A 17,870-nucleotide genomic window follows, 5' to 3' on the forward strand; every position below is an offset into this window, starting at 1 on the left:
GCTACCCTACCAAGCAATTGCTTGGTGCGTGAAGTGCGGATCTGACGAGGAGAAATACAGTGGGAATTCGGAGCGAGACAGATCCGGGGGGCATCACCACGGTCACCGTCGACTACCCGCCCGTGAACGCCATCCCCTCCCGGGGCTGGTTCGAGCTGGCCGACGCCGTGCTCGACGCGGGCCGGAACCCGGACACCCACGTGGTGATCCTGCGAGCCGAGGGACGCGGGTTCAACGCCGGCGTCGACATCAAGGAAATGCAGGCCACCGAGGGGTACGGCGCGCTGGTCGACGCCAACCGGGGCTGCGCGGCCGCGTTCGCCGCCGTCTACGACTGCGCCGTGCCCGTGGTGGTCGCCGTCAACGGGTTCTGCGTCGGCGGCGGCATCGGGCTGGTCGGCAACGCCGACGTGATCGTGGCATCGGACGACGCCGTCTTCGGACTGCCCGAGGTCGACCGCGGCGCGCTCGGCGCCGCCACCCACCTCGCCCGGCTCGTGCCCCAGCACATGATGCGGACCCTGTACTACACGGCGCAGAACGTGACCGCCCAGCAACTCCAGCACTTCGGGTCGGTGTACGAGGTGGTGCCGCGCGAGAAACTCGACGACACCGCCCGCGACATCGCCGCCAAGATCGCGGCCAAGGACACCCGGGTCATCCGCTGCGCCAAGGAAGCGATCAACGGCATCGACCCCGTCGACGTGAAGACCAGTTACCGCCTCGAGCAGGGCTACACCTTCGAACTCAACCTGGCGGGCGTCGCGGACGAGCACCGCGACGAGTTCGTCGAAACCGGCAAGCCCCGCTCCAACTCGAACAACAGGAAAGGCTGACATCGATGGCGAGCAAGCGCGACAAGAGGATGTCGCTCGACGACGCGGTCGGGGAACTGCGCAGCGGAATGACCATCGGCCTCGGCGGCTGGGGTTCGCGCCGTAAGCCGATGGCACTGGTCAGGGCGCTGCTGCGCTCGGACGTCACCGACCTCACCGTCGTCACCTACGGCGGCCCCGACCTGGGGCTGCTCTGCTCGGCGGGCAAGGTCAAGAAGGCGTACTACGGGTTCGTGTCCCTCGATTCGGCCCCGTTCTACGACCCGTGGTTCGCGAAGGCGCGCACCGGCGGCGAGATCGAGGTCCGCGAAATGGACGAGGGCATGGTCAAGTGCGGACTCGAGGCCGCCGCCGCCCGGCTGCCGTTCCTGCCGATCCGCGCCGGACTCGGCTCCGACGTCCGGAACTTCTGGGGCGACGAACTGCGCACCGTCACCTCCCCCTACCCCGACGCGTCCGGAAAATCGGAGACGCTGATCGCGATGCCGGCCCTGAATCTCGATGCGGCACTGGTGCATCTGAACCTGGGCGACAAGCACGGCAACGCCGCCTACACCGGCGTCGACCCGTACTTCGACGACCTGTACTGCGCGGCCGCCGAGAAGCGGTTCGTCTCCGTCGAACGCGTGGTCGAGACCGAAGAACTGGTGAAAACCGTTCCGCTGCAGAATCTGATCCTCAACCGCATGATGGTCGACGGCGTCGTCGAGGCACCGAACGGCGCCCATTTCACCCTCGCAGGCGACAGCTACGGCCGCGACGAGAAGTTCCAGCGCCACTACGCCGAGTCGGCGAAGACCCCCGAGGGATGGCAGCAGTTCGTCGACACCTACCTGTCCGGCAGCGAGGACGACTACCAGGCGGCCGTGAAGCGATTTGCAGAGGAGTCCCAGGCATGACCGAGACCACCACCGACGTCACCCGCGCCGAGTACTGCGCGATCGCGTGCGCCGAGATCTTCTCCGGCGCAGGCGAGATCATGGCCAGCCCGATGGCGACGCTGCCGTTGATCGGCGCCCGGCTCGCGCGACTGACCACCGAACCCGACCTGCTCATCACCGACGGCGAAGCACTGATCTTCGCCGACACCCCCGCCGTCGGCGCGAAAGCACCGATCGAGGGCTGGATGCCGTTCCGGAAGGTGTTCGACGTCGTCGCATCCGGTCGCCGCCACGTGGTGATGGGCGCCAACCAGATCGACCGGCACGGCAACCAGAACCTGTCCGCGTTCGGCCCGCTGCAGCAGCCGACCCGGCAGATGTTCGGCGTCCGCGGCGCGCCCGGCAACACGATCAACCACCCCACCAGTTACTGGGTGGGCAAGCACACGTCGCGGGTGTTCTGCGACAAGGTCGACATCGTCTCCGGCGTCGGCTACGACCAGATCGACCCCGACAATCCGGCGTACCGGTTCCACCACCTCCACCGGGTGGTGAGCAACCTCGGGGTGTTCGACTTCGGCGGACCCGGACACACGTTCCGGGCGCTGTCTCTGCACCCCGGCGTCACCGCCGACCAGGTCGCCGAGAACACCTCGTTCGAGGTCGCCGGCCTCGACGACGCACCCGTCACCCGGGACCCGTCCGAGGAAGAACTGCGGCTGATCCGCGAGGTCCTCGACCCCCGCAGCCTGCGCGACCGGGAGGTGTCGGTATGAGCACGCTCCGCACCGCACTGACCGAACTGGTCGGGGTCGAACATCCGGTGGTGCAGACCGGAATGGGCTGGGTCGCCGGACCGCGGCTCGTCGCGGGCACCGCCAACGCCGGCGGTCTCGGCATCCTCGCGTCGGCCACGATGACCTACGACGAACTCGCCGCCGCGATCACGAAGACGAAGACGCTCACCGACAAGCCGTTCGGGGTGAACATCCGGGCCGACGCCACCGACGCCCCGCAACGCATCGACCTGCTCATCCGGGAGAACGTGCGCGTCGCGTCGTTCGCGCTGGCCCCCAAGCAGGAACTGATCGCGAAACTGAAAGCCGCCGGGGTGGTGGTCATTCCGTCGATCGGCGCCGCGAAACACGCCAAGAAGGTGGCGTCCTGGGGCGCCGACGCCGTGATCGTGCAGGGCGGCGAGGGCGGCGGTCACACCGGCCCCGTCGCCACCACCCTGCTGTTGCCGTCGGTCCTCGACGCCGTCGACATTCCCGTCGTCGCCGCGGGCGGCTTCTACGACGGCCGTGGGCTCGCCGCCGCCCTCGCGTACGGCGCCGCCGGCGTCGCGATGGGCACCCGCTTCCTGCTCACCCAGGAATCGACGGTCCCCGACTCCGTCAAACAGGAATACCTCGCCCGCGGACTGCAGGACACCACCGTCTCCCGCAAGGTCGACGGCATGCCCCATCGGGTCCTCAACACCGAACTCGTCGACAGCCTCGAACACTCCGGCAACGTCCGCGGACTCGTCGCCGCCGCCCGCAACGCGTCCAAGTTCAAGGCCATGACCAGCATGAAGTGGTCGACGCTCGTCAAGGACGGTCTCGCCATGAAGAAGTCCGGCGACCGCACCTGGCAGCAGATCATCATGGCCGCCAACACGCCGATGCTGCTCAAGGCCGGACTCGTCGACGGCAACACCCACGCCGGCGTCCTCGCGTCCGGTCAGGTCGTCGGACTGCTCGACGACCTGCCCACGTGCAAGGACCTCATCGACGGCATCGTCGCCGACGCGATCAAACGCATCGACGCACTCGGCGCCCTGCGCGCCTGAACGCGAACGAACGGGACGCTCGTCGGATCTGATGCAACGAGCGTCCCGTTCGTCCTACAACGCGCGGTACACCGCGGTCTCGAAGTCGAGGTAACCGCCGAACGAGGCGGCATCGGCGAAGGGCAGGATCTGCGTGGCCCAGAACCCGGCGATGCCGTTCTCCCGGTCGATCCAGTAAAACAGGTTCGCCAGACCCGCCCAGCCGAGAGCGCCCACCGGGCGTCCCGTCGGGGCGGGCTCGTCGTTGACCATGAACGTGTACGACCAATTCTTGGGCAGGCCGGGGAAGAACTCGGCATCGTTCGACAGCGCCGGGATCACGCCCCGCAGTCCTGTGACCTCCTGCCCGTCCAGTCCGCCGCGCACCGCCTCGGCGACGGTCGTGGCGGCGAGCACCCGGCCGCCGGGTGCCTCCCCGTCCCGCAGCCACATCCGGAGGAACTTCAGGTAGTCGGGGACGGTGGTGTAGAGCCCGTGGCCGCCCATGTGGACCTCCGGATCCTGCGGCAGCACCATCTCGGGCAGCGGCACGAGGGTGCCGTCGTCGGCGCGCTGGTGCACGACGGCGAGCCGGTCGCGCATGTCGCCGGTGAGCGTGAAGGCAGTGTCGTTCATCCCCAGCGGTTCGAAGATGTGCTCGCGCATCACCTCTCCCAGACGCTGCCCGCGCACGGCCTCGACGACCAGACCGCACCAGTCGATGTTCGAGCCGTACATCCACCGCTCGCCGGGATCGAACAGCAGCGGCGTGGTCAGGGCCTTCTTCGTGCCGGTGATGACGCTGGGCCAGCCGTGTTCGTCGGCGAGGCGGCGGTACTCCTCACTGAAGAACGGGTAGCCGAAACCGGCCGTGTGCAGCAACAGCATCCGGGTGGTGATGTCTCGCTTCGGCGCGCGCAGCACCGGTTCTCCGTCGTCGTCGAAGCCGTCGAGAACCTGCAGTTCCCCGATCTCCGGCAAGTACCGTGCGGCCGGCGCGTCGAGATCGAGCAGGCCCTCTTCCACGCACTGGAGCGCCGCCGTTCCGGTGACGGCCTTCGTGGTGGAGAAGGCGGCGAATACCGTATCGGCCGTCATAGCCACACCCGAGCCGACCGCCCGCTCCCCCGCCACCCCCGAATACACGACGCCGTCGCGGTCGGTGAGCATCGCCACCACACCCGGGACGCCGGCCTCGTCCTGTGTCAGTTTCTGCAGGTCCGTGTCGGTGATGCCCGCGAAGTCGTCTCTCATGGTTTCTCCTGTGTTCGGTTCCGGCGTCGGCAACAGGCCGAGGATCGGAACGGACACTACGGAGCGCACTGTGACGTAGACCACCTCGATTCGGCGGTCGACTGTCGGATTTCGGCACTACCGACGTCGGGCGCGGGCGAGCGCTCGGGACGGGTTCTCCCCGAACCGGCGCCGGTAGGCCGCGGCGAAGACGCCCATGTTGACGTAGCCCCAGCCAGCGGCGACGGACGACACGGTGCACCCTGGTGTCGCGGCCGTCAGTTCGTCGTGGATTCGCTGCAACCGCACCTCGGTGAGGAAACGGTTCGGTGTGGTGTCCCGGTAGCGGCGAAACGCCCCCGACAGCGCCCGAACACTCACCCCCACCGCCGCTGCGACCTCGCTGACCGTGGGCAGTTCCGCGGCGTGCTCGCGCATGTAGTGCTCTGCGCGCCCGACGTATTCGGGGGCCACGTCGCTCCCGCCGCCGTCGAGTGCGATCCCCGCCGCCGCGGCCCATTCGGCGAGCAGGTGACCGAGGAGCATCTCCTGAAGGTGCATGCCCGGGCGGCCGTGAGCGATCCGGTCGGGGTCGGCGGCGATCGAGCGCACGGCGTACGCGAGAAGCGCGTTCCACGCCGACTGCTGCCCGGCACCGATCACGCACTTGTGTTGCCACAGGCGGTCGTCGGGCTGGTATCCGAACCACCGATCGGCGGCGTCGGCGACCAAGCGGTGCGGCACCGTCAGATTCAGCTGCAGATCCGACTCGTCGAATTCGATGTAGTGCTCGATGCGGCTGCAGTCCACCAGGAACGTGCCACCGGAGCCGACCTCGACGTCCGCCGCGCCGACCCGGTGCCGGGCGCATCCGCGGATCGTCGTCAGGACAAGGATGTTGCCGGCGTCGGCGGACAAATCGTCGACGGTGACCGGAATCCCGTACCGAAAACGCGTAAGGGTGATGTCGCCGATGGGAGCAGAGAACATGCTCGAACGCGGCTGCAGAAGTCGCCCCGAGGCCCGGACGCGGTACGGCATGTACACCTGGTCCGACCAGGCCCGGATCTCTTCCCAGTCCGAGGACGACGCGGCCGACGACACTGCGACGTCGGAAAGCGGATCCAGCGAGTGCACGACATCCACCATCCGGAGCGTAGAGCACACCGGCCGATCCCGACACCACCCGATCGGCCGGGCCACCCCACACCTCGGACAAACGGGACGCTCGTTGGATCTGATGCAACGAGCGTCCCGTTCGTCGGGCTAGGAGGAAGTGACGGCCGCCTTCGCCGCGCTCAGCTGGATGACGCGGCCTTCGCCGCGCTCAGCTGGATGACGCGGCCTTCGCCGCGATGCGCGCCCGGACCTCCGGCCGTCGCAGCGGGGGCACGGTCTGCGGTGGCTGCTTGCGCGCCGGCAGTGTGGCGAGAAGTTTCGTGGTGGCCTCGGTGACGACGGCAACCGCCTCCTCGAACGGTTCACGGTTGGCGTCGGAGAGCTTCTGGATTCCGCTGACCTTCCGGACGTATTGACGCGCCGCCGCCTCGATCTCCTCCGCGGTGGCCGCCGGTTCGAGTCCGCGCAGCTCGGTGATGTTTCGGCACATGACTCGACGATAGCGCCGCCCGGTCGTCCGCGCGGCTCGTCGACGCCGGGCGAATGTACCTTTCGGCGCACCTGAGGCGCCGAAAGGTACATTCGCCCGGCGGAAAGCGGGGTGTCAGCCGCGGACAGGCTCCAGGGCATCGGCGTCCGCGGGCACTGCGTCGGTCTCGACGTCCGGGAGCGGGGTGCGGGACCGCGCGGCCACGACCGCGGCGCCGAGCAGGATCAGGGCGACGAGGCACTGCGAGCTGCCGATCACCTCGCGGACGGCGGCCTCCACCCAGCCGGACGAGGACGACTGCAGCACGAAATTCGGGCCGATCAGGAAGATCAGCGTCGCGGCGCCGACCAGAGGTCGCCAGCTGCGGTACTGCGGTGCGATCAGGATCGGAATCAGCAGGATGCTGTACGCCCAGTGGTGGGTGACGGCGAACGGCGCGGCGAGCAGGGATGCCAGGGCCACGACAGACAGTGCGATCAGGTGTTCACCCGACCGGGTGAACCGGTACGCCGACCATGCGGCGGCGGAGACGATGACGGCCGCGCTGAGCACCCAGAGGATGCTGGCCAGTCTGCCCTCCGCTCCGAGCCGGGCGATGACGCCGGTGACGGCCTGGTTGCGGAAGAAGTCGGGCGCGCCCGCACGGCCCGTGGCGAAGAATTCGGTGGTCCAGAACCACACCGACGACTGCGGCAGCAGCCAGAAGCCGAGTGCGACGGTGACGAGGATCGTGGCGAGCGACCGTCCGATCGAGCGGAAGTCGCGGCGGACGAGCAGGACCAACAGGAAGGCTGCGGGGGTGATCTTGATTGCCGCGGCGAGGCCGATCGCGATTCCGCGGAACCTCTTCGGGATCACCCCGGTGCAGTCGGCGACCACGAGCGCCATCAGGATGATGTTGATCTGACCGAAGTCGAAGTTCGAGCGCATCGGCTCGAGGAGCAGTACCGGCCCCATCGACAGCAGAGCGAGAAGTTCGGGGCGGCCGACGTCGAGTTTCGACAGCGCCACCTTGACCATCCACCACACGAGTCCGAGGTTGAGGGCGCACCACAGCGCCTGCAGGACCGCTGGGTCGATCTCCGCCATCGGTGCGAAGAGGATCGCCGCGAACGGTGCGTAGATGAACCGAAACCCGGAACTGCTCGGGAAGTCCGCGGAGTAGAGCGGCAGCCCGCTGACGAAGGCGTGGCCGGCGTCGCGGAAGACGGAGAGGTCCATCAGGTAGCCCGTTGCCGCATCGAACTCCCGGTAGGCCACCACCCCCACGGAGAGGACGCCCACGAGGAGCGCGACGGCATGGAGACGATAATCCCTGAACTTCGATTCACTCTGTAACAAGAATTTGTTCCTTCATGATCGGCGTCGTGGTCAACGATCCACCGTAGCGGGCCGTGACCCAATCGTGACAAAGGCGAGGTCGTGGCGCCCGAACAGCGTGCTTCGTCATAGTTTATTTAGACTGGTATATTTCGACCATGCCCGGACGCGTCCTCGACAATCCCCTCGTCCTGCCGGTGCTCGGCCTGCTCCTCGAATCGCCGATGCACCCCTACCAGTTGGAGATCACGTTGCGTGAGCGCAGCGAGGACGGTCAGTGGCCGCTCAATCGCGGTTCGCTGAACAATGTGGTCGCCGCCCTCGCGGCGGCGGGCTGGATCGAGGAACACGAACGTGCGCAACGCGAAGGGCGGCCCGCCCGCACCGTCTACGCCCTCACCGACGCCGGGCGCGCGGAACTGGTGAGCCGACTGGACGTCCAGATCCGCAGCGCCGCACGGGAGTTCTCACCGTTCTTCGCCGCCATCAGCTATCTCGGCGCGCTGGGACGCGAGGGCGCCGTCGCCGCACTCACCGAACGCGCCCAACGACTCACCGCGAGAATCGAATCCGACCAGGCCAAGTACACCCGCGCGCTCGGCGACGGGGTGCCCGCCCTGTTCGTTGTCGAGGCGGATTACGCACTCCACGCCGCACGGGCCGAGCTGGACTGGATCGCGTCGACGATCGCCGGCATCCGCGACGGTCGCCTCGCGTGGCCCGCACCGCCGACGCACGACGTGATCTCGTGAAGCTCGCGCCCGGCACCCACCTCGTCGCGCAGCACCGGTCGAAGTCGGGGACGTGGACAGGCACCTGCAAACCGCATGGCTTTGCAGTCTCTCATCTACCGGTTACCGCTCCGACTGGACGGAGGTGCATCCGGTGACATGCTCGACGCTCGCGAAGTAGGACTGCGGTCACGACAGGGGCGAGGACTTATGGGGCTGTTCGATTTTTCGTCGCACGGCCCCATGTGGCCCGGCTGCGGGTGTCACGGTGGCCGGCCGCCGCATCACGTCATGGGCGGCCGCGTGCCGTCATCGTCCGTCTGCTCGCTCCCCACGTCGGCGCGATCACTTCCTCACGAACCACCCGGGAAATCCCCAGTTACCCCTAAATGCACTGGCAAAAAGCTAGTTTCGGAGTACCGCTAGCGGACGTTATCCGATCTGGCGCCCTGTCTGGCATCGGATGGCCGATCATCGTGGCTGCGTCGCGCCGACTTGGACGTGTCCCGGAGTCGACCGGCGGCCGATCGGAGCAGACTGGCGTGGTCTTCCGGCCGCACTCAAGTATTCCGTGCACCGGCGCGAGCCCGACGGCGGACCAAACCTGCCCAGGCGGCGTGGCCGGTTCCAGGTTCCGATGCCTAGCGACTCGTAATGCACTGAAAAACTGGCATTTTCGTCAATCAAGACGTAATAGGTAGCGCCGCGGTGCAGACGGGTCACCTCCGACTTGTCGGCGGTGACATCTACTGAACTGGGGTTTCCGTCAAGGAGGCCCGGTTCGACCACCCCAAGATGCAGGAAACATCCAGGTCACCACTTCGAGGTCGCCCTCCGAAACTCGACAAGCACTGGACGGACGGACTGACGACCCACCACCTCTTCCCCCGTTACCTGCGAAAAGTTCAGGCGCGTGCGAGGCGCGCGATCAGCGAACCGGCTTCCTGCGAGGCGGTCCACTCGTCAGCAAGGTGTGCCTGCCCGGCGGGCAGCGAGCGGCCGTGGCGGACCATCGCCTGCGCGTAGAGACGTCCGGCGCGGTACGACGAGCGGACGAGCGGTCCGGCCATGACGCCGGCGAACCCGATCTCCTCGGCGGCCTGGGAGTGCTCGACGAACTCTTCGGGCTTGACCCACCGCTCGACGGGGTGGTGCCGGTGGGAGGGGCGCAGGTACTGGGTGATGGTGAGGATGTCGCAACCGGCGGCGTGCAGATCTTCCATCGCCTCGCGTACCTCCTCGGGGGTCTCGCCCATGCCGAGGATCAGGTTGGACTTGGTGACCAGCCCGAAGTCGCGGGCGGCGGTGATCACGCCGAGGGAGCGTTCATAGCGGAACGCCGGACGAATCCGCTTGAAGATCCGCGGCACCGTCTCGAGGTTGTGCGCGAGAACCTCGGGGCGGGCGTCGAATACCTCGGCCAGCAGGTCCAGCTTGCCGTTGAAGTCAGGGATGAGGTTCTCCACGCCTGTGGTCGGGTTCAGCGCGTGGATCTGGCGAACCGTCTCGGCATACAGCCAGGCGCCGCCGTCGGGGAGGTCGTCGCGGGCGACGCCGGTGATCGTCGAGTACCGCAGACCCATCGAGCGGACGGACTCGGCGACGCGACGCGGCTCGTCGCGGTCCAGGTCGGCGGGCCTGCCGGTGTCGATCTGGCAGAAGTCGCAGCGGCGGGTGCACTGGTCGCCGCCGATGAGGAACGTGGCCTCGCGGTCCTCCCAGCATTCGTAGATGTTGGGACAGCCAGCCTCCTCGCACACCGTGTTCAAGCCCTCGGACTTGACCAGCGTCTTGAGCTCGGTGTACTCCGGGCCCATCTTCGCTCTCGTCTTGATCCAGTTCGGTTTGTGCTCGATCGGAGTCTGCGCGTTACGGACCTCGATGCGGAGCAGCTTGCGCCCGCCTGGGTCGACCCGCGAAGCGGATACGCCCGCGGTCGAGCTCTGTCCTGTCACTCGATACTGACCTTTCACTCGCCTGACCGCCGTACCGATCCGGCACCGCTGTCAGCGGTTCTACTTCGGCGCCATCCGGATGGCACCGTCGAGCCTGATCGTTTCGCCGTTGAGCATGGGATTGTCGATAATGTGGGCGGCGAGGGCGGCGTACTCGGTGGCTTTGCCCAGGCGGGAGGGGTGGGGGACCTGTTCACCGAGTGAACGCTGCGCGTCCTCGGGCAGTCCTGCCATCATCGGGGTTTCGAAGATCCCCGGGGCGATGGTGACGACGCGGATGAGGTGGCGCGCGAGTTCCCGGGCGAGGGGAAGTGTTAGTGCCGCAACACCGCCCTTCGATGCGGCGTAGGCGGGTTGGCCGATCTGGCCGTCGAACGCGGCGACGGAGGCGGTGTCAATGATGATGCCTCGTTCGCCGTCGATCGGATTTGTGGCCGAGATCTTCTCTGCCGCAAGGCGAATCACGTTGAAGGTGCCGACCAGGTTGATACGAATTACACGCTCGAAGTCCTCGAGCGGCAGTGCGCCGCTTCGGCCGAGAACCTTGCCTGGGGTGGCGACGCCGGCGCAGTTCACGGCAATCCGGAGGTCGCCCAGCCCGGCCGCGAAGTCAACGGCTCCAGCGATGTCGTCGGCGGAGGTGACGTCGGCTGCGACGAAATGCGCGCCGTCGCCGATCTCGGCAGCGGCATCGGGTCCGCTGGAGGTGGGAAGGTCGATCAGTACGACCTGGGCTCCGCGCCTGTGCAGGGCGCGTGCGGTGGCATTGCCCAGGCCGGATGCGCCACCGGTGACGATAGCGACGGATCCGTCGATGTTCATGATGCTCCTCTGGTGGATGCAGGTGACGCTCCCATTGCGGAGAGCGCTGTGCCGGAATGTTTGATGTCAGGGGACGCGCAGGATCAGGGCGTCGCCCTGTCCGCCTCCGCCGCAGAGGGCGACCGCGCCGGTGCCGCCGCCGCGACGCTGCAGTTCGAGGGCGAGGTGCAGGGTGATCCGGGCGCCGGACATTCCGATGGGGTGCCCGAGGGCGATGGCGCCGCCGTTGACGTTGACTGTTTCGGGGTCGACGCCGAGTTCGCGGGTGGACGCGATCCCGACCGCGGCGAACGCCTCGTTGATCTCGATCAGATCCAACGCGGTCGGTGAGATGCCGGCGGCCTCACAGGCTTTCGCGATCGCCCCGGACGGCTGGAACTGCAGGCCCGAATCCGGCCCGGCGACCATCCCGTGCTCGCCGATCTCGGCCAGCCAGGTCAGACCTTCCGCCTCGGCGCGCTCCTTGCTCATCACCACCACGGCGCAGGCGCCGTCGTTGATGGTCGACGCGTTGCCCGCGGTCACCGTGCCACCGTCACGGAACGCACCCCGCAGCCGTGCCAGGGTTTCGGCGGTGGTGTCCGGCCGGATGCCTTCGTCGCGGCGCAGCCAGGTGCTCTCACCCCTGCGTGCGGGGATCTCGACGGGGACGACCTCGTCGTCGAAGACCCCGCTGTCCCACGCCTTCGCGGCGAGTTGGTGCGAGCGGGCGGCGAACGCGTCCTGGTCCTCGCGGGCGATGACGTCCCGGTCGTTGCCCGCCTCGGTGAGCAGTCCCATCGGCTGGTCGGTGAATGCGTCGTGCAATCCGTCGAGGGCCATGTGGTCGACGAGGGTGACGTCGCCGTATTTGAACCCGCCGCGCGAACCGGGCAGCAGGTGCGGTGCCTGGCTCATCGACTCCATGCCGCCGGCGACGATCACGTCGAACGCGCCGGACCGGATGAACTGGTCGGCGAGGATGATCGATTCGACCCCCGACAGGCACACCTTGTTGATGTTGAGCGACGGCGTGCTCATCGGAATGCCGGCCTTCGCGGCCGCCTGACGAGCGGGCATCTGCCCGGCACCGGCGGTGAGGACCTGGCCCATGATGACGTACTCGACCCGGTCCGGGGCGACACCGGCCTTGCCGAGCGCCCCCTCGATGGCGATGGCGCCGAGGTCGGCGCCGGAGAATCCGGCGAGTGAGCCCTGCAGCCGGCCGATCGGAGTGCGGGCGCCGGCGACGATCACGGAGGTGGTCATGTGCGGAAAGGCCTTTCGGGGTGGGTTCGTCAGTTCGCGGCGAGGGTGCGGCTGATGACCAGACGCTGAATCTGGTTGGTGCCCTCGAAGATCTGGGTGATCTTCGCCTCGCGCATGTACCGCTCGACGCGGAAGTCGCGGGTGTAGCCGTAGCCGCCGAGGACCTGCACGGCGTCGGTGGTGACCTTCATGGCGGCGTCGGTGGCGACGAGCTTGGCGACGGACGCGTTGCGGGAGTACGGCAGACCGGCGTCGCGGCGGCGGGCGGCGTCGATGTACGTGGCACGCGCCGAGTCGACGGCGGCGGCCATGTCGGCGAGCAGGAACCCGAGGCCCTGGTGGTCGATGATCTTCTTGCCGAACGCGGTCCGCTCCTGGGCGTAGGCCACGGCCTCGTCGAGGGCCGCCTGCGCGAGGCCGACGGCGACGGCGGCGATGCCCAGCCGGCCGGAATCGAGTGCGCTGAACGCGATCTGCAGACCCTGCCCCTCCGCGCCGATGCGCCGTTCCACGGGCACGAAGGCGTCGTCGTAGTGCGCGGACGTGGTCGGCACGGCGTGCAGGCCCATCTTCTCCTCGGGCTTGCCGAACGTCAGCCCCTCGGTGTCCTTCGGGACCAGGAAGCAGGAGATCCCCTTCGAGCCCTCACCGGTGCGGGCGAAGAGGTTGTAGAAATCGGCGATGCCGCCGTGCGTGATCCAGGCCTTCGCGCCGTTGACGACATACCCGCCGTCGGTCGCGGCGGCCTTGCAGGCCAGGGCGGCGGCGTCGGATCCGGCCTGCGGCTCGGACAGGCTGTAGGCGCCGACGGTGTTGCCGCCGAGCATGTCCGGGAGCCACTGCTGCTTCTGCTCGTCGGTGCCGAATGTCATCAGCGGGTGGCAGGCGAGGCTGTGGACGCTGACCGCCACCGCGACGGCGGCCCAGCGCGCGGCGATCTCCTCGAGCACCTGCAGGTACACCTCGTACGGCTGCGCGCCGCCGCCCCACTCCTCGGGGTACGGCAGGCTCAGCAGTCCGGCCTCGCCGAGGGTGGCGAACACGCCTTCGGGGTAGGTCTCCGACTTCTCGTGCTCGTCGACGATCGGCGTCAGGACCTTGTCGGCGACGTCGCGCGTGAGCTGGATCAGGTCACGGGCTTCGTCAGTAGGCAGCAAACGATCGACGGCCACGGTGTCTCCTCGAGAAGGCTACGGAAAGCAGTACTGGATTACGGCCCAGAGTACTGATTACCAAATAGTACTGCAAGGCACCTCCCAGTACTATTTCTGTCATGGAGCAGCCCACCCGACCCGGTTTCGCCACCCGACGGCGCACCCAGCTCTTCGACGCCCTCGTCGACCTCTTCCTGGTCGAGGGGTTCGCGCACCTGACGCTCGACGAGATCGCGAACCGGCTGCGCTGCTCGAAGTCGACGCTGTACACCCTCGCCGGCAGCAAGGAGCAGCTGGTCCGGGCCGCCACGGTGCACTTCTTCCGCCGCGCGACCGAGGACGTCGAGTCGCGCATCGAACAGATCGGCGGGGCCCGCGAGCGGATCACCGCGTACCTGTCGGCCGTCGGCAACGCCCTCGCGGCCGCGTCCGACCAGTTCATGGCCGACCTCGACGCCTTCCCCCCGGCACGGGAGGTGTACGAACGGAACACGCAATTCGCGGCCGGCCGCGTTCAGGAGTTGATCACCGAGGGCGTCGCCGCCGGCGACTTCCGCGACGTGCACGCCGCGTTCGCAGCCGACCTGGCCGCGACGATGATGGTGCGCATCCAGCAGGGCAGTGTCCATGCGAACACCGGACTCGACGACGCGAGCGCCTATCGCGAACTGGCCTCCATCCTGACGGCAGGTGTGAGCACATGAGCCTTAAGACCCTCAACCTTTACGGACACCCACCCGCGAGGAGTTGAGTGCTCGGATACCGGTCCAGGAAACCGTGCACCTCCACCCAGTTCCGATACACGGCGGTGAGTCCGACACCGGATTCGGTGGTGACGCGCACCCACGGATTCAGACTCCCGGTTCGGGGACAGCTCAGGTCGACCCCATCCGCGGCACATCTGGGAGGATATCCTGGGGCGAGGGCGTGGCACGGTTTCGAGGCCGCGCATGGAGTGGAATGCCGGTATCGGATGGTTGAGCCCGACCCGTGCGAGACACAACGTGGTGTAATTCCTGGTGCCGAGGCGGACCTCGAGGCCTCTGGTTTCGGCGCCCCCTGTGAGATCGGGCGGGGCGGATTCGGGGTCGTTTACCGGTGCACGCAGGCAGCGCTCGATCGCACCGTCGCTGTGAAGGTACTCACTGCGGACTTCGATGAACAGAACCGTCAACGCTTCCTCCGTGAAGGCCGGGCGATGGGCCGGCTCACCGGTCACCCCAATATCGTCGGAGCGTTGCAGGTCGGAGTCACCGAGCACGATCGATTGTTCGTTGTGATGGAGTATCACCGGCACGGGTCATTGGACAAGCACATCCGCGGAGTCGGTCCGCTACCGCTCGAAGTCGCACTGCGCCTCGGCGTCAAACTCGCCGGGGCACTTGAAACCGCACACCGGCTCGGTATCGTGCACCGTGATGTGAAGCCTGCGAACATCTTGTTCGACAACTACGGAGAACCGCGGTTGACGGACTTCGGTATCGCGCACATGACCGGGGGTTTCGAGACCGCCACTGGGGTGATCACTGGTTCACCGGCATTTACGGCCCCGGAAGTGCTCTCCGGGCGTTCTCCGAACCCAGCTTCGGACATTTACAGTTTGGGCGCGACTTTGTTCTGCGCGATCACCGGACATGCCGCGTTCGAACGCCGCCAGGGTGAGCAGTTGGTGGCGCAGTTCCTGCGGATCACGACTGGACCTGTCCCGGATCTGCGTGAGAACGGTGTGGCCGGCGATGTGGCTGCGGTCATCGAACGGGCCATGGCCTCGGGTCCACAGGACCGCCAGCTGACGGCCGCGGCACTGGGTGAGGACCTGCGTACCGTGCAGCGCCGACACGGTTTTGCTGTCGACGACATGGCCGTACCGGGCGACGAAGCGACGCCGGGTGTGCTCGTGCGGTCCCGTTCCGGACGAGGACACGATGATGGTCCGGCCCATAAGACCCCCGAGGGGAATCTGCCCCTCGAGTTGACCAGCTTCATCGGCCGCCGGACCGAGTTGGCGGAGACGGCAAAACTGCTGCGGTCGTCTCGGCTGGTGACGCTGACCGGGATCGGCGGGGTCGGTAAGACCCGTCTGGCGCTTCGTGCGGCCGCGACCACGGCCGCATCCTTCCGTGACGGCGTGTGGTTGGTCGAGCTGGGTGACTTGCGGGACGCGGTCCTTCTCATCGAGGTGGTGGCCGCGCGGCTTCGCGTGCGTGAACGCGCACCCCGATCCATCAAGGATTCGCTTGTCGAGCATCTCGCGCCCCGGCAGGTGTTGCTGGTTCTCGACAATTGCGAGCACCTGCTCGATGCTGTCGCCGGGCTGGCCGCAGACTTGCTGCACGCATGTCCGCACCTGCGGATCCTCACCACGAGTCGGGAACCGCTGGACATCGGCGGCGAAGTCGTCTTCCGGGTACCGCCGCTCACGGTCCCCGATCGAACCTCGTCCCTACGCGGTATCCCTCGCTATGACGCGGTGACGTTGTTCCGCGAGCGCGCCGTAGCAGCGGTTTCCGATTTTGCGGTTACCGACGACAACCAGGCCGTCGTGAGCAGCATCTGCCGCAAACTCGATGGGATGCCCTTACCGATCGAGCTGGCCGCCGCAAGGATCCGAGTGATGTCGCCTGAACAGATTCTGCAGCGGCTGACCGATCGGTTCGCCCTTCTGACTACGGGTCCGCGAGGTGCACCGTCACGTCAGCAGACGCTCAGATTGTCGGTGGACTGGAGTCACGAGCTGTGCTCGGACCACGAGCGGTTAGCGTGGTCCCGACTGTCGGTGTTCGCTGGAGGATTCGAACTCGATGCAGCACAACATATTTGCTCACTAGACGGAGGAATCGGTGACACCGTCGATGCCGTCACCGCTCTCGTGGACAAGTCGATCTTGTTGCGAGAACAGTCCGGAACTGTCGTGCGGTTCCGGATGCTCGAAACCATCCGCGAATACGGCCGAGCGAAGGCCCGCCAGAGCGGCGAATATCTGGCACTACGATCTCGACACAGCAACTGGTACGACCAGGTGTGTCGCGCGGTGGAATCGGAATGGATCGGTCCGGGGCAACTGGACGCGATTGCTCGTCTCGATCGCGAACAGCCCAACATCCGGGAGGCACTCGAGTATTGCCTGAGCTCCGCCGACAACCGGTTGGTCGAGACGGGGTTGCGCATCGCGACGGCCATGCACCTGTTCTGGAGTATTCACGGCGCCCTCAGCGAGGGCCGTCGATGGCTCGACCGACTACTCGCGCACCAGTCGGCGCAGCCGACAACCAGCAGGATCAGGGCCCTGTATGCCGACAGTGTCCTGGCCGCGCTGCAGGGCGAAATCAGCGCGGGCACCGAACTGGTCGAAGAAGCTCTTGCTCTCGCCAACCAGCTAGCGGGGTCCGAGATGAAGACCCTGGTCCTGTTCGCCCGCGGGCGTTTGGCGCTATTCGGCGGTGACACCGCCACGGCATGTGCGCACCTGAGCCAGGCATTGACCGAAATTCGTCGCGTAGGCGATCGAACATTGCTGGTCGCCGGTCTTGCACTGCTTGGGCTGGCGCACGAAATTCACGGGGAGAGTACCCACGCTGTCACCTGCTACGAGGAGGTCCTTGCGGTTACCGAGGCGAGCGGCGAGTCGGTGTACCGCTCGTACTCGCTGTGGGCTCTCGGTGTCGCGCAGTGGCGCCGGCACGAGCACCCGCAGGCGGACCGTTACCTACGGCAGGGACTGCGCTTGGCGCATCGCGTGGGCGATGCGGTCTGCTCGGCGGCGTGCCTGGAAGCGTTGGCCTGGCTCTGCGGTAGCGAAGGGGACCATCGGCGCGCCGTGACACTGCTCGGGGCGTCCGAGGCGGCGGGAACCGCGGTGGGCAGCTCACCGGTGTTCTTGGCGGATATGCAGGTCCTGCACGACACATGCGCGCAGAATGCCCGCCTAGCTCTCGGTGACGGGTCCTTTGATGTGGCCTACCGGGCCGGTGCCACTCTCGGCCTGGCCGGCGCCGTCGGCTTCGCTCTCGACGAGCCTGGTCCTGCGGCAACGATTGGGACCGACCAGGCCGTGTTGACGAAGCGGGAACGTCAGGTCGCCGATCTGGTCGCCCGAGGCTTGACCAACCGTGAGATCGCAACCGAACTCGTGCTCTCCGCCAGGACCGCACAGGGGCACGTCCAGAACATCCTCGTCAAACTGGGTTTCACCTCACGCGCTCAAATCGCGGCGTGGGTGGCGAGCCTCAGGGAGTAGCGGCAACCCGCGCGGGCGTCCGGCACGTCCT

15 protein-coding genes are annotated in these 17,870 nt (G+C 67.3%); 7 read left to right on the forward strand and 8 right to left on the reverse strand.

Features of this window, described 5'->3' with window-relative positions:
- The first annotated feature begins 59 nt into the window (after positions 1-59).
- Genes echA20 through ipdC form a run of 4 tightly spaced genes read left to right on the forward strand, consistent with a single transcriptional unit; the run spans position 60 to position 3,551 of the window.
- Positions 60-836: a (7aS)-7a-methyl-1,5-dioxo-2,3,5,6,7,7a-hexahydro-1H-indene-carboxyl-CoA hydrolase gene (echA20, locus tag JWS13_RS18725; RefSeq protein WP_072938840.1), complete on the forward strand. Its 777-nt coding sequence runs from the start codon at positions 60-62 to the stop codon at positions 834-836.
- 5 nt (positions 837-841) lie between these two features.
- Entirely contained in the window at positions 842-1,735 is an 894-nt protein-coding gene (ipdA, locus tag JWS13_RS18730) for a cholesterol ring-cleaving hydrolase subunit IpdA (RefSeq protein ID WP_087558145.1), read from the forward strand.
- Positions 1,732-2,493 carry a cholesterol ring-cleaving hydrolase subunit IpdB gene (gene ipdB / locus JWS13_RS18735; protein WP_206006949.1) on the forward strand — a complete coding sequence of 254 codons (762 nt, stop codon included), beginning with the start codon at positions 1,732-1,734 and terminating at the stop codon, positions 2,491-2,493. Before ipdA ends, ipdB begins: the two co-directional genes overlap by 4 nt.
- Positions 2,490-3,551 (forward strand): (3aS,4S,5R,7aS)-5-hydroxy-7a-methyl-1-oxo-octahydro-1H-indene-4-carboxyl-CoA dehydrogenase, encoded by a 1,062-nt coding sequence (gene ipdC / locus JWS13_RS18740; RefSeq protein ID WP_206006950.1) that lies wholly within the window; start codon positions 2,490-2,492, stop codon positions 3,549-3,551. Before ipdB ends, ipdC begins: the two co-directional genes overlap by 4 nt.
- 54 nt (positions 3,552-3,605) lie before the next feature.
- Here ipdC and acmB read toward each other — a convergent pair whose 3' ends face one another.
- The 4 genes from acmB to JWS13_RS18760 all read right to left on the reverse strand — a co-directional run bounded on the left by acmB (position 3,606) and on the right by JWS13_RS18760 (position 7,713).
- On the reverse strand, positions 3,606-4,784 hold the full coding sequence (gene acmB, locus JWS13_RS18745) for a methyl acetate hydrolase AcmB (protein ID WP_206006951.1): 1,179 nt from the start codon (positions 4,782-4,784) through the stop codon (positions 3,606-3,608).
- 117 nt (positions 4,785-4,901) lie between these two features.
- Positions 4,902-5,912 (reverse strand): AraC family transcriptional regulator, encoded by a 1,011-nt coding sequence (locus JWS13_RS18750; protein WP_206006952.1) that lies wholly within the window; start codon positions 5,910-5,912, stop codon positions 4,902-4,904.
- 178 nt (positions 5,913-6,090) lie between these two features.
- The gene (locus JWS13_RS18755) at positions 6,091-6,372 is read right to left on the reverse strand and encodes a DUF2277 domain-containing protein (RefSeq protein WP_206006953.1); all 282 of its coding nucleotides are present in this window, start codon (positions 6,370-6,372) and stop codon (positions 6,091-6,093) included.
- 114 nt (positions 6,373-6,486) lie between these two features.
- Positions 6,487-7,713, reverse strand: a complete 1,227-nt coding sequence (locus JWS13_RS18760; RefSeq protein ID WP_206006954.1) for a glycosyltransferase family 87 protein — start codon at positions 7,711-7,713, stop codon at positions 6,487-6,489.
- A gap of 137 nt (positions 7,714-7,850) precedes the next feature.
- Between JWS13_RS18760 and JWS13_RS18765 the strand changes: the two genes are divergently transcribed.
- Positions 7,851-8,444 (forward strand): PadR family transcriptional regulator, encoded by a 594-nt coding sequence (locus tag JWS13_RS18765; RefSeq protein ID WP_206006955.1) that lies wholly within the window; start codon positions 7,851-7,853, stop codon positions 8,442-8,444.
- Between the two features lie 884 nt (positions 8,445-9,328).
- On the opposite strand, the gene lipA is transcribed toward JWS13_RS18765, so the two are convergent.
- From lipA to JWS13_RS18785, 4 genes are all read right to left on the reverse strand, one after another.
- A complete protein-coding gene (lipA, locus tag JWS13_RS18770) occupies positions 9,329-10,378 on the reverse strand; it encodes a lipoyl synthase (protein ID WP_206006956.1) in 1,050 nt (349 codons plus the stop codon).
- 60 nt (positions 10,379-10,438) lie between these two features.
- Positions 10,439-11,200: an SDR family NAD(P)-dependent oxidoreductase gene (locus JWS13_RS18775; RefSeq protein ID WP_206006957.1), complete on the reverse strand. Its 762-nt coding sequence runs from the start codon at positions 11,198-11,200 to the stop codon at positions 10,439-10,441.
- A gap of 66 nt (positions 11,201-11,266) precedes the next feature.
- A complete protein-coding gene (locus JWS13_RS18780) occupies positions 11,267-12,448 on the reverse strand; it encodes an acetyl-CoA C-acetyltransferase (RefSeq protein WP_206006958.1) in 1,182 nt (393 codons plus the stop codon).
- 29 nt (positions 12,449-12,477) lie between these two features.
- On the reverse strand, positions 12,478-13,620 hold the full coding sequence (locus JWS13_RS18785) for an acyl-CoA dehydrogenase family protein (RefSeq protein WP_206006959.1): 1,143 nt from the start codon (positions 13,618-13,620) through the stop codon (positions 12,478-12,480).
- Between the two features lie 101 nt (positions 13,621-13,721).
- On the opposite strand from JWS13_RS18785, the gene JWS13_RS18790 reads away from it, so the two are divergent.
- Both JWS13_RS18790 and JWS13_RS18795 read left to right on the forward strand, forming a co-directional pair.
- Complete coding sequence (locus JWS13_RS18790) at positions 13,722-14,306, forward strand: TetR/AcrR family transcriptional regulator (RefSeq protein ID WP_206006960.1); 585 nt, start codon at positions 13,722-13,724, stop codon at positions 14,304-14,306.
- A gap of 269 nt (positions 14,307-14,575) precedes the next feature.
- Positions 14,576-17,839, forward strand: a complete 3,264-nt coding sequence (locus JWS13_RS18795; protein ID WP_206006961.1) for a protein kinase domain-containing protein — start codon at positions 14,576-14,578, stop codon at positions 17,837-17,839.
- Positions 17,840-17,870: the final 31 nt, after the last annotated feature.

It is taken from the genome of Rhodococcus pseudokoreensis, from assembly GCF_017068395.1.
Classification (GTDB): Bacteria; Actinomycetota; Actinomycetes; order Mycobacteriales; family Mycobacteriaceae; genus Rhodococcus_F; species Rhodococcus_F pseudokoreensis.

What these genes read in the sequence shown, in the direction of transcription:
- ipdA (WP_087558145.1), top strand. Translation starts at nt 842, where the DNA reads ATGGCGAGCAAGCGCGACAAGAGGATGTCGCTCGACGACGCGGTCGGG.
- ipdB (WP_206006949.1), top strand. Translation starts at nt 1,732, where the DNA reads ATGACCGAGACCACCACCGACGTCACCCGCGCCGAGTACTGCGCGATC.
- ipdC (WP_206006950.1), top strand. Translation starts at nt 2,490, where the DNA reads ATGAGCACGCTCCGCACCGCACTGACCGAACTGGTCGGGGTCGAACAT.
- acmB (WP_206006951.1), bottom strand. Translation starts at nt 4,784, where the DNA reads ATGAGAGACGACTTCGCGGGCATCACCGACACGGACCTGCAGAAACTG.
- JWS13_RS18750 (WP_206006952.1), bottom strand. Translation starts at nt 5,912, where the DNA reads ATGGTGGATGTCGTGCACTCGCTGGATCCGCTTTCCGACGTCGCAGTG.
- JWS13_RS18755 (WP_206006953.1), bottom strand. Translation starts at nt 6,372, where the DNA reads ATGTGCCGAAACATCACCGAGCTGCGCGGACTCGAACCGGCGGCCACC.
- JWS13_RS18765 (WP_206006955.1), top strand. Translation starts at nt 7,851, where the DNA reads ATGCCCGGACGCGTCCTCGACAATCCCCTCGTCCTGCCGGTGCTCGGC.
- JWS13_RS18775 (WP_206006957.1), bottom strand. Translation starts at nt 11,200, where the DNA reads ATGAACATCGACGGATCCGTCGCTATCGTCACCGGTGGCGCATCCGGC.
- JWS13_RS18780 (WP_206006958.1), bottom strand. Translation starts at nt 12,448, where the DNA reads ATGACCACCTCCGTGATCGTCGCCGGCGCCCGCACTCCGATCGGCCGG.
- JWS13_RS18790 (WP_206006960.1), top strand. Translation starts at nt 13,722, where the DNA reads ATGGAGCAGCCCACCCGACCCGGTTTCGCCACCCGACGGCGCACCCAG.
- JWS13_RS18795 (WP_206006961.1), top strand. Translation starts at nt 14,576, where the DNA reads ATGGTTGAGCCCGACCCGTGCGAGACACAACGTGGTGTAATTCCTGGT.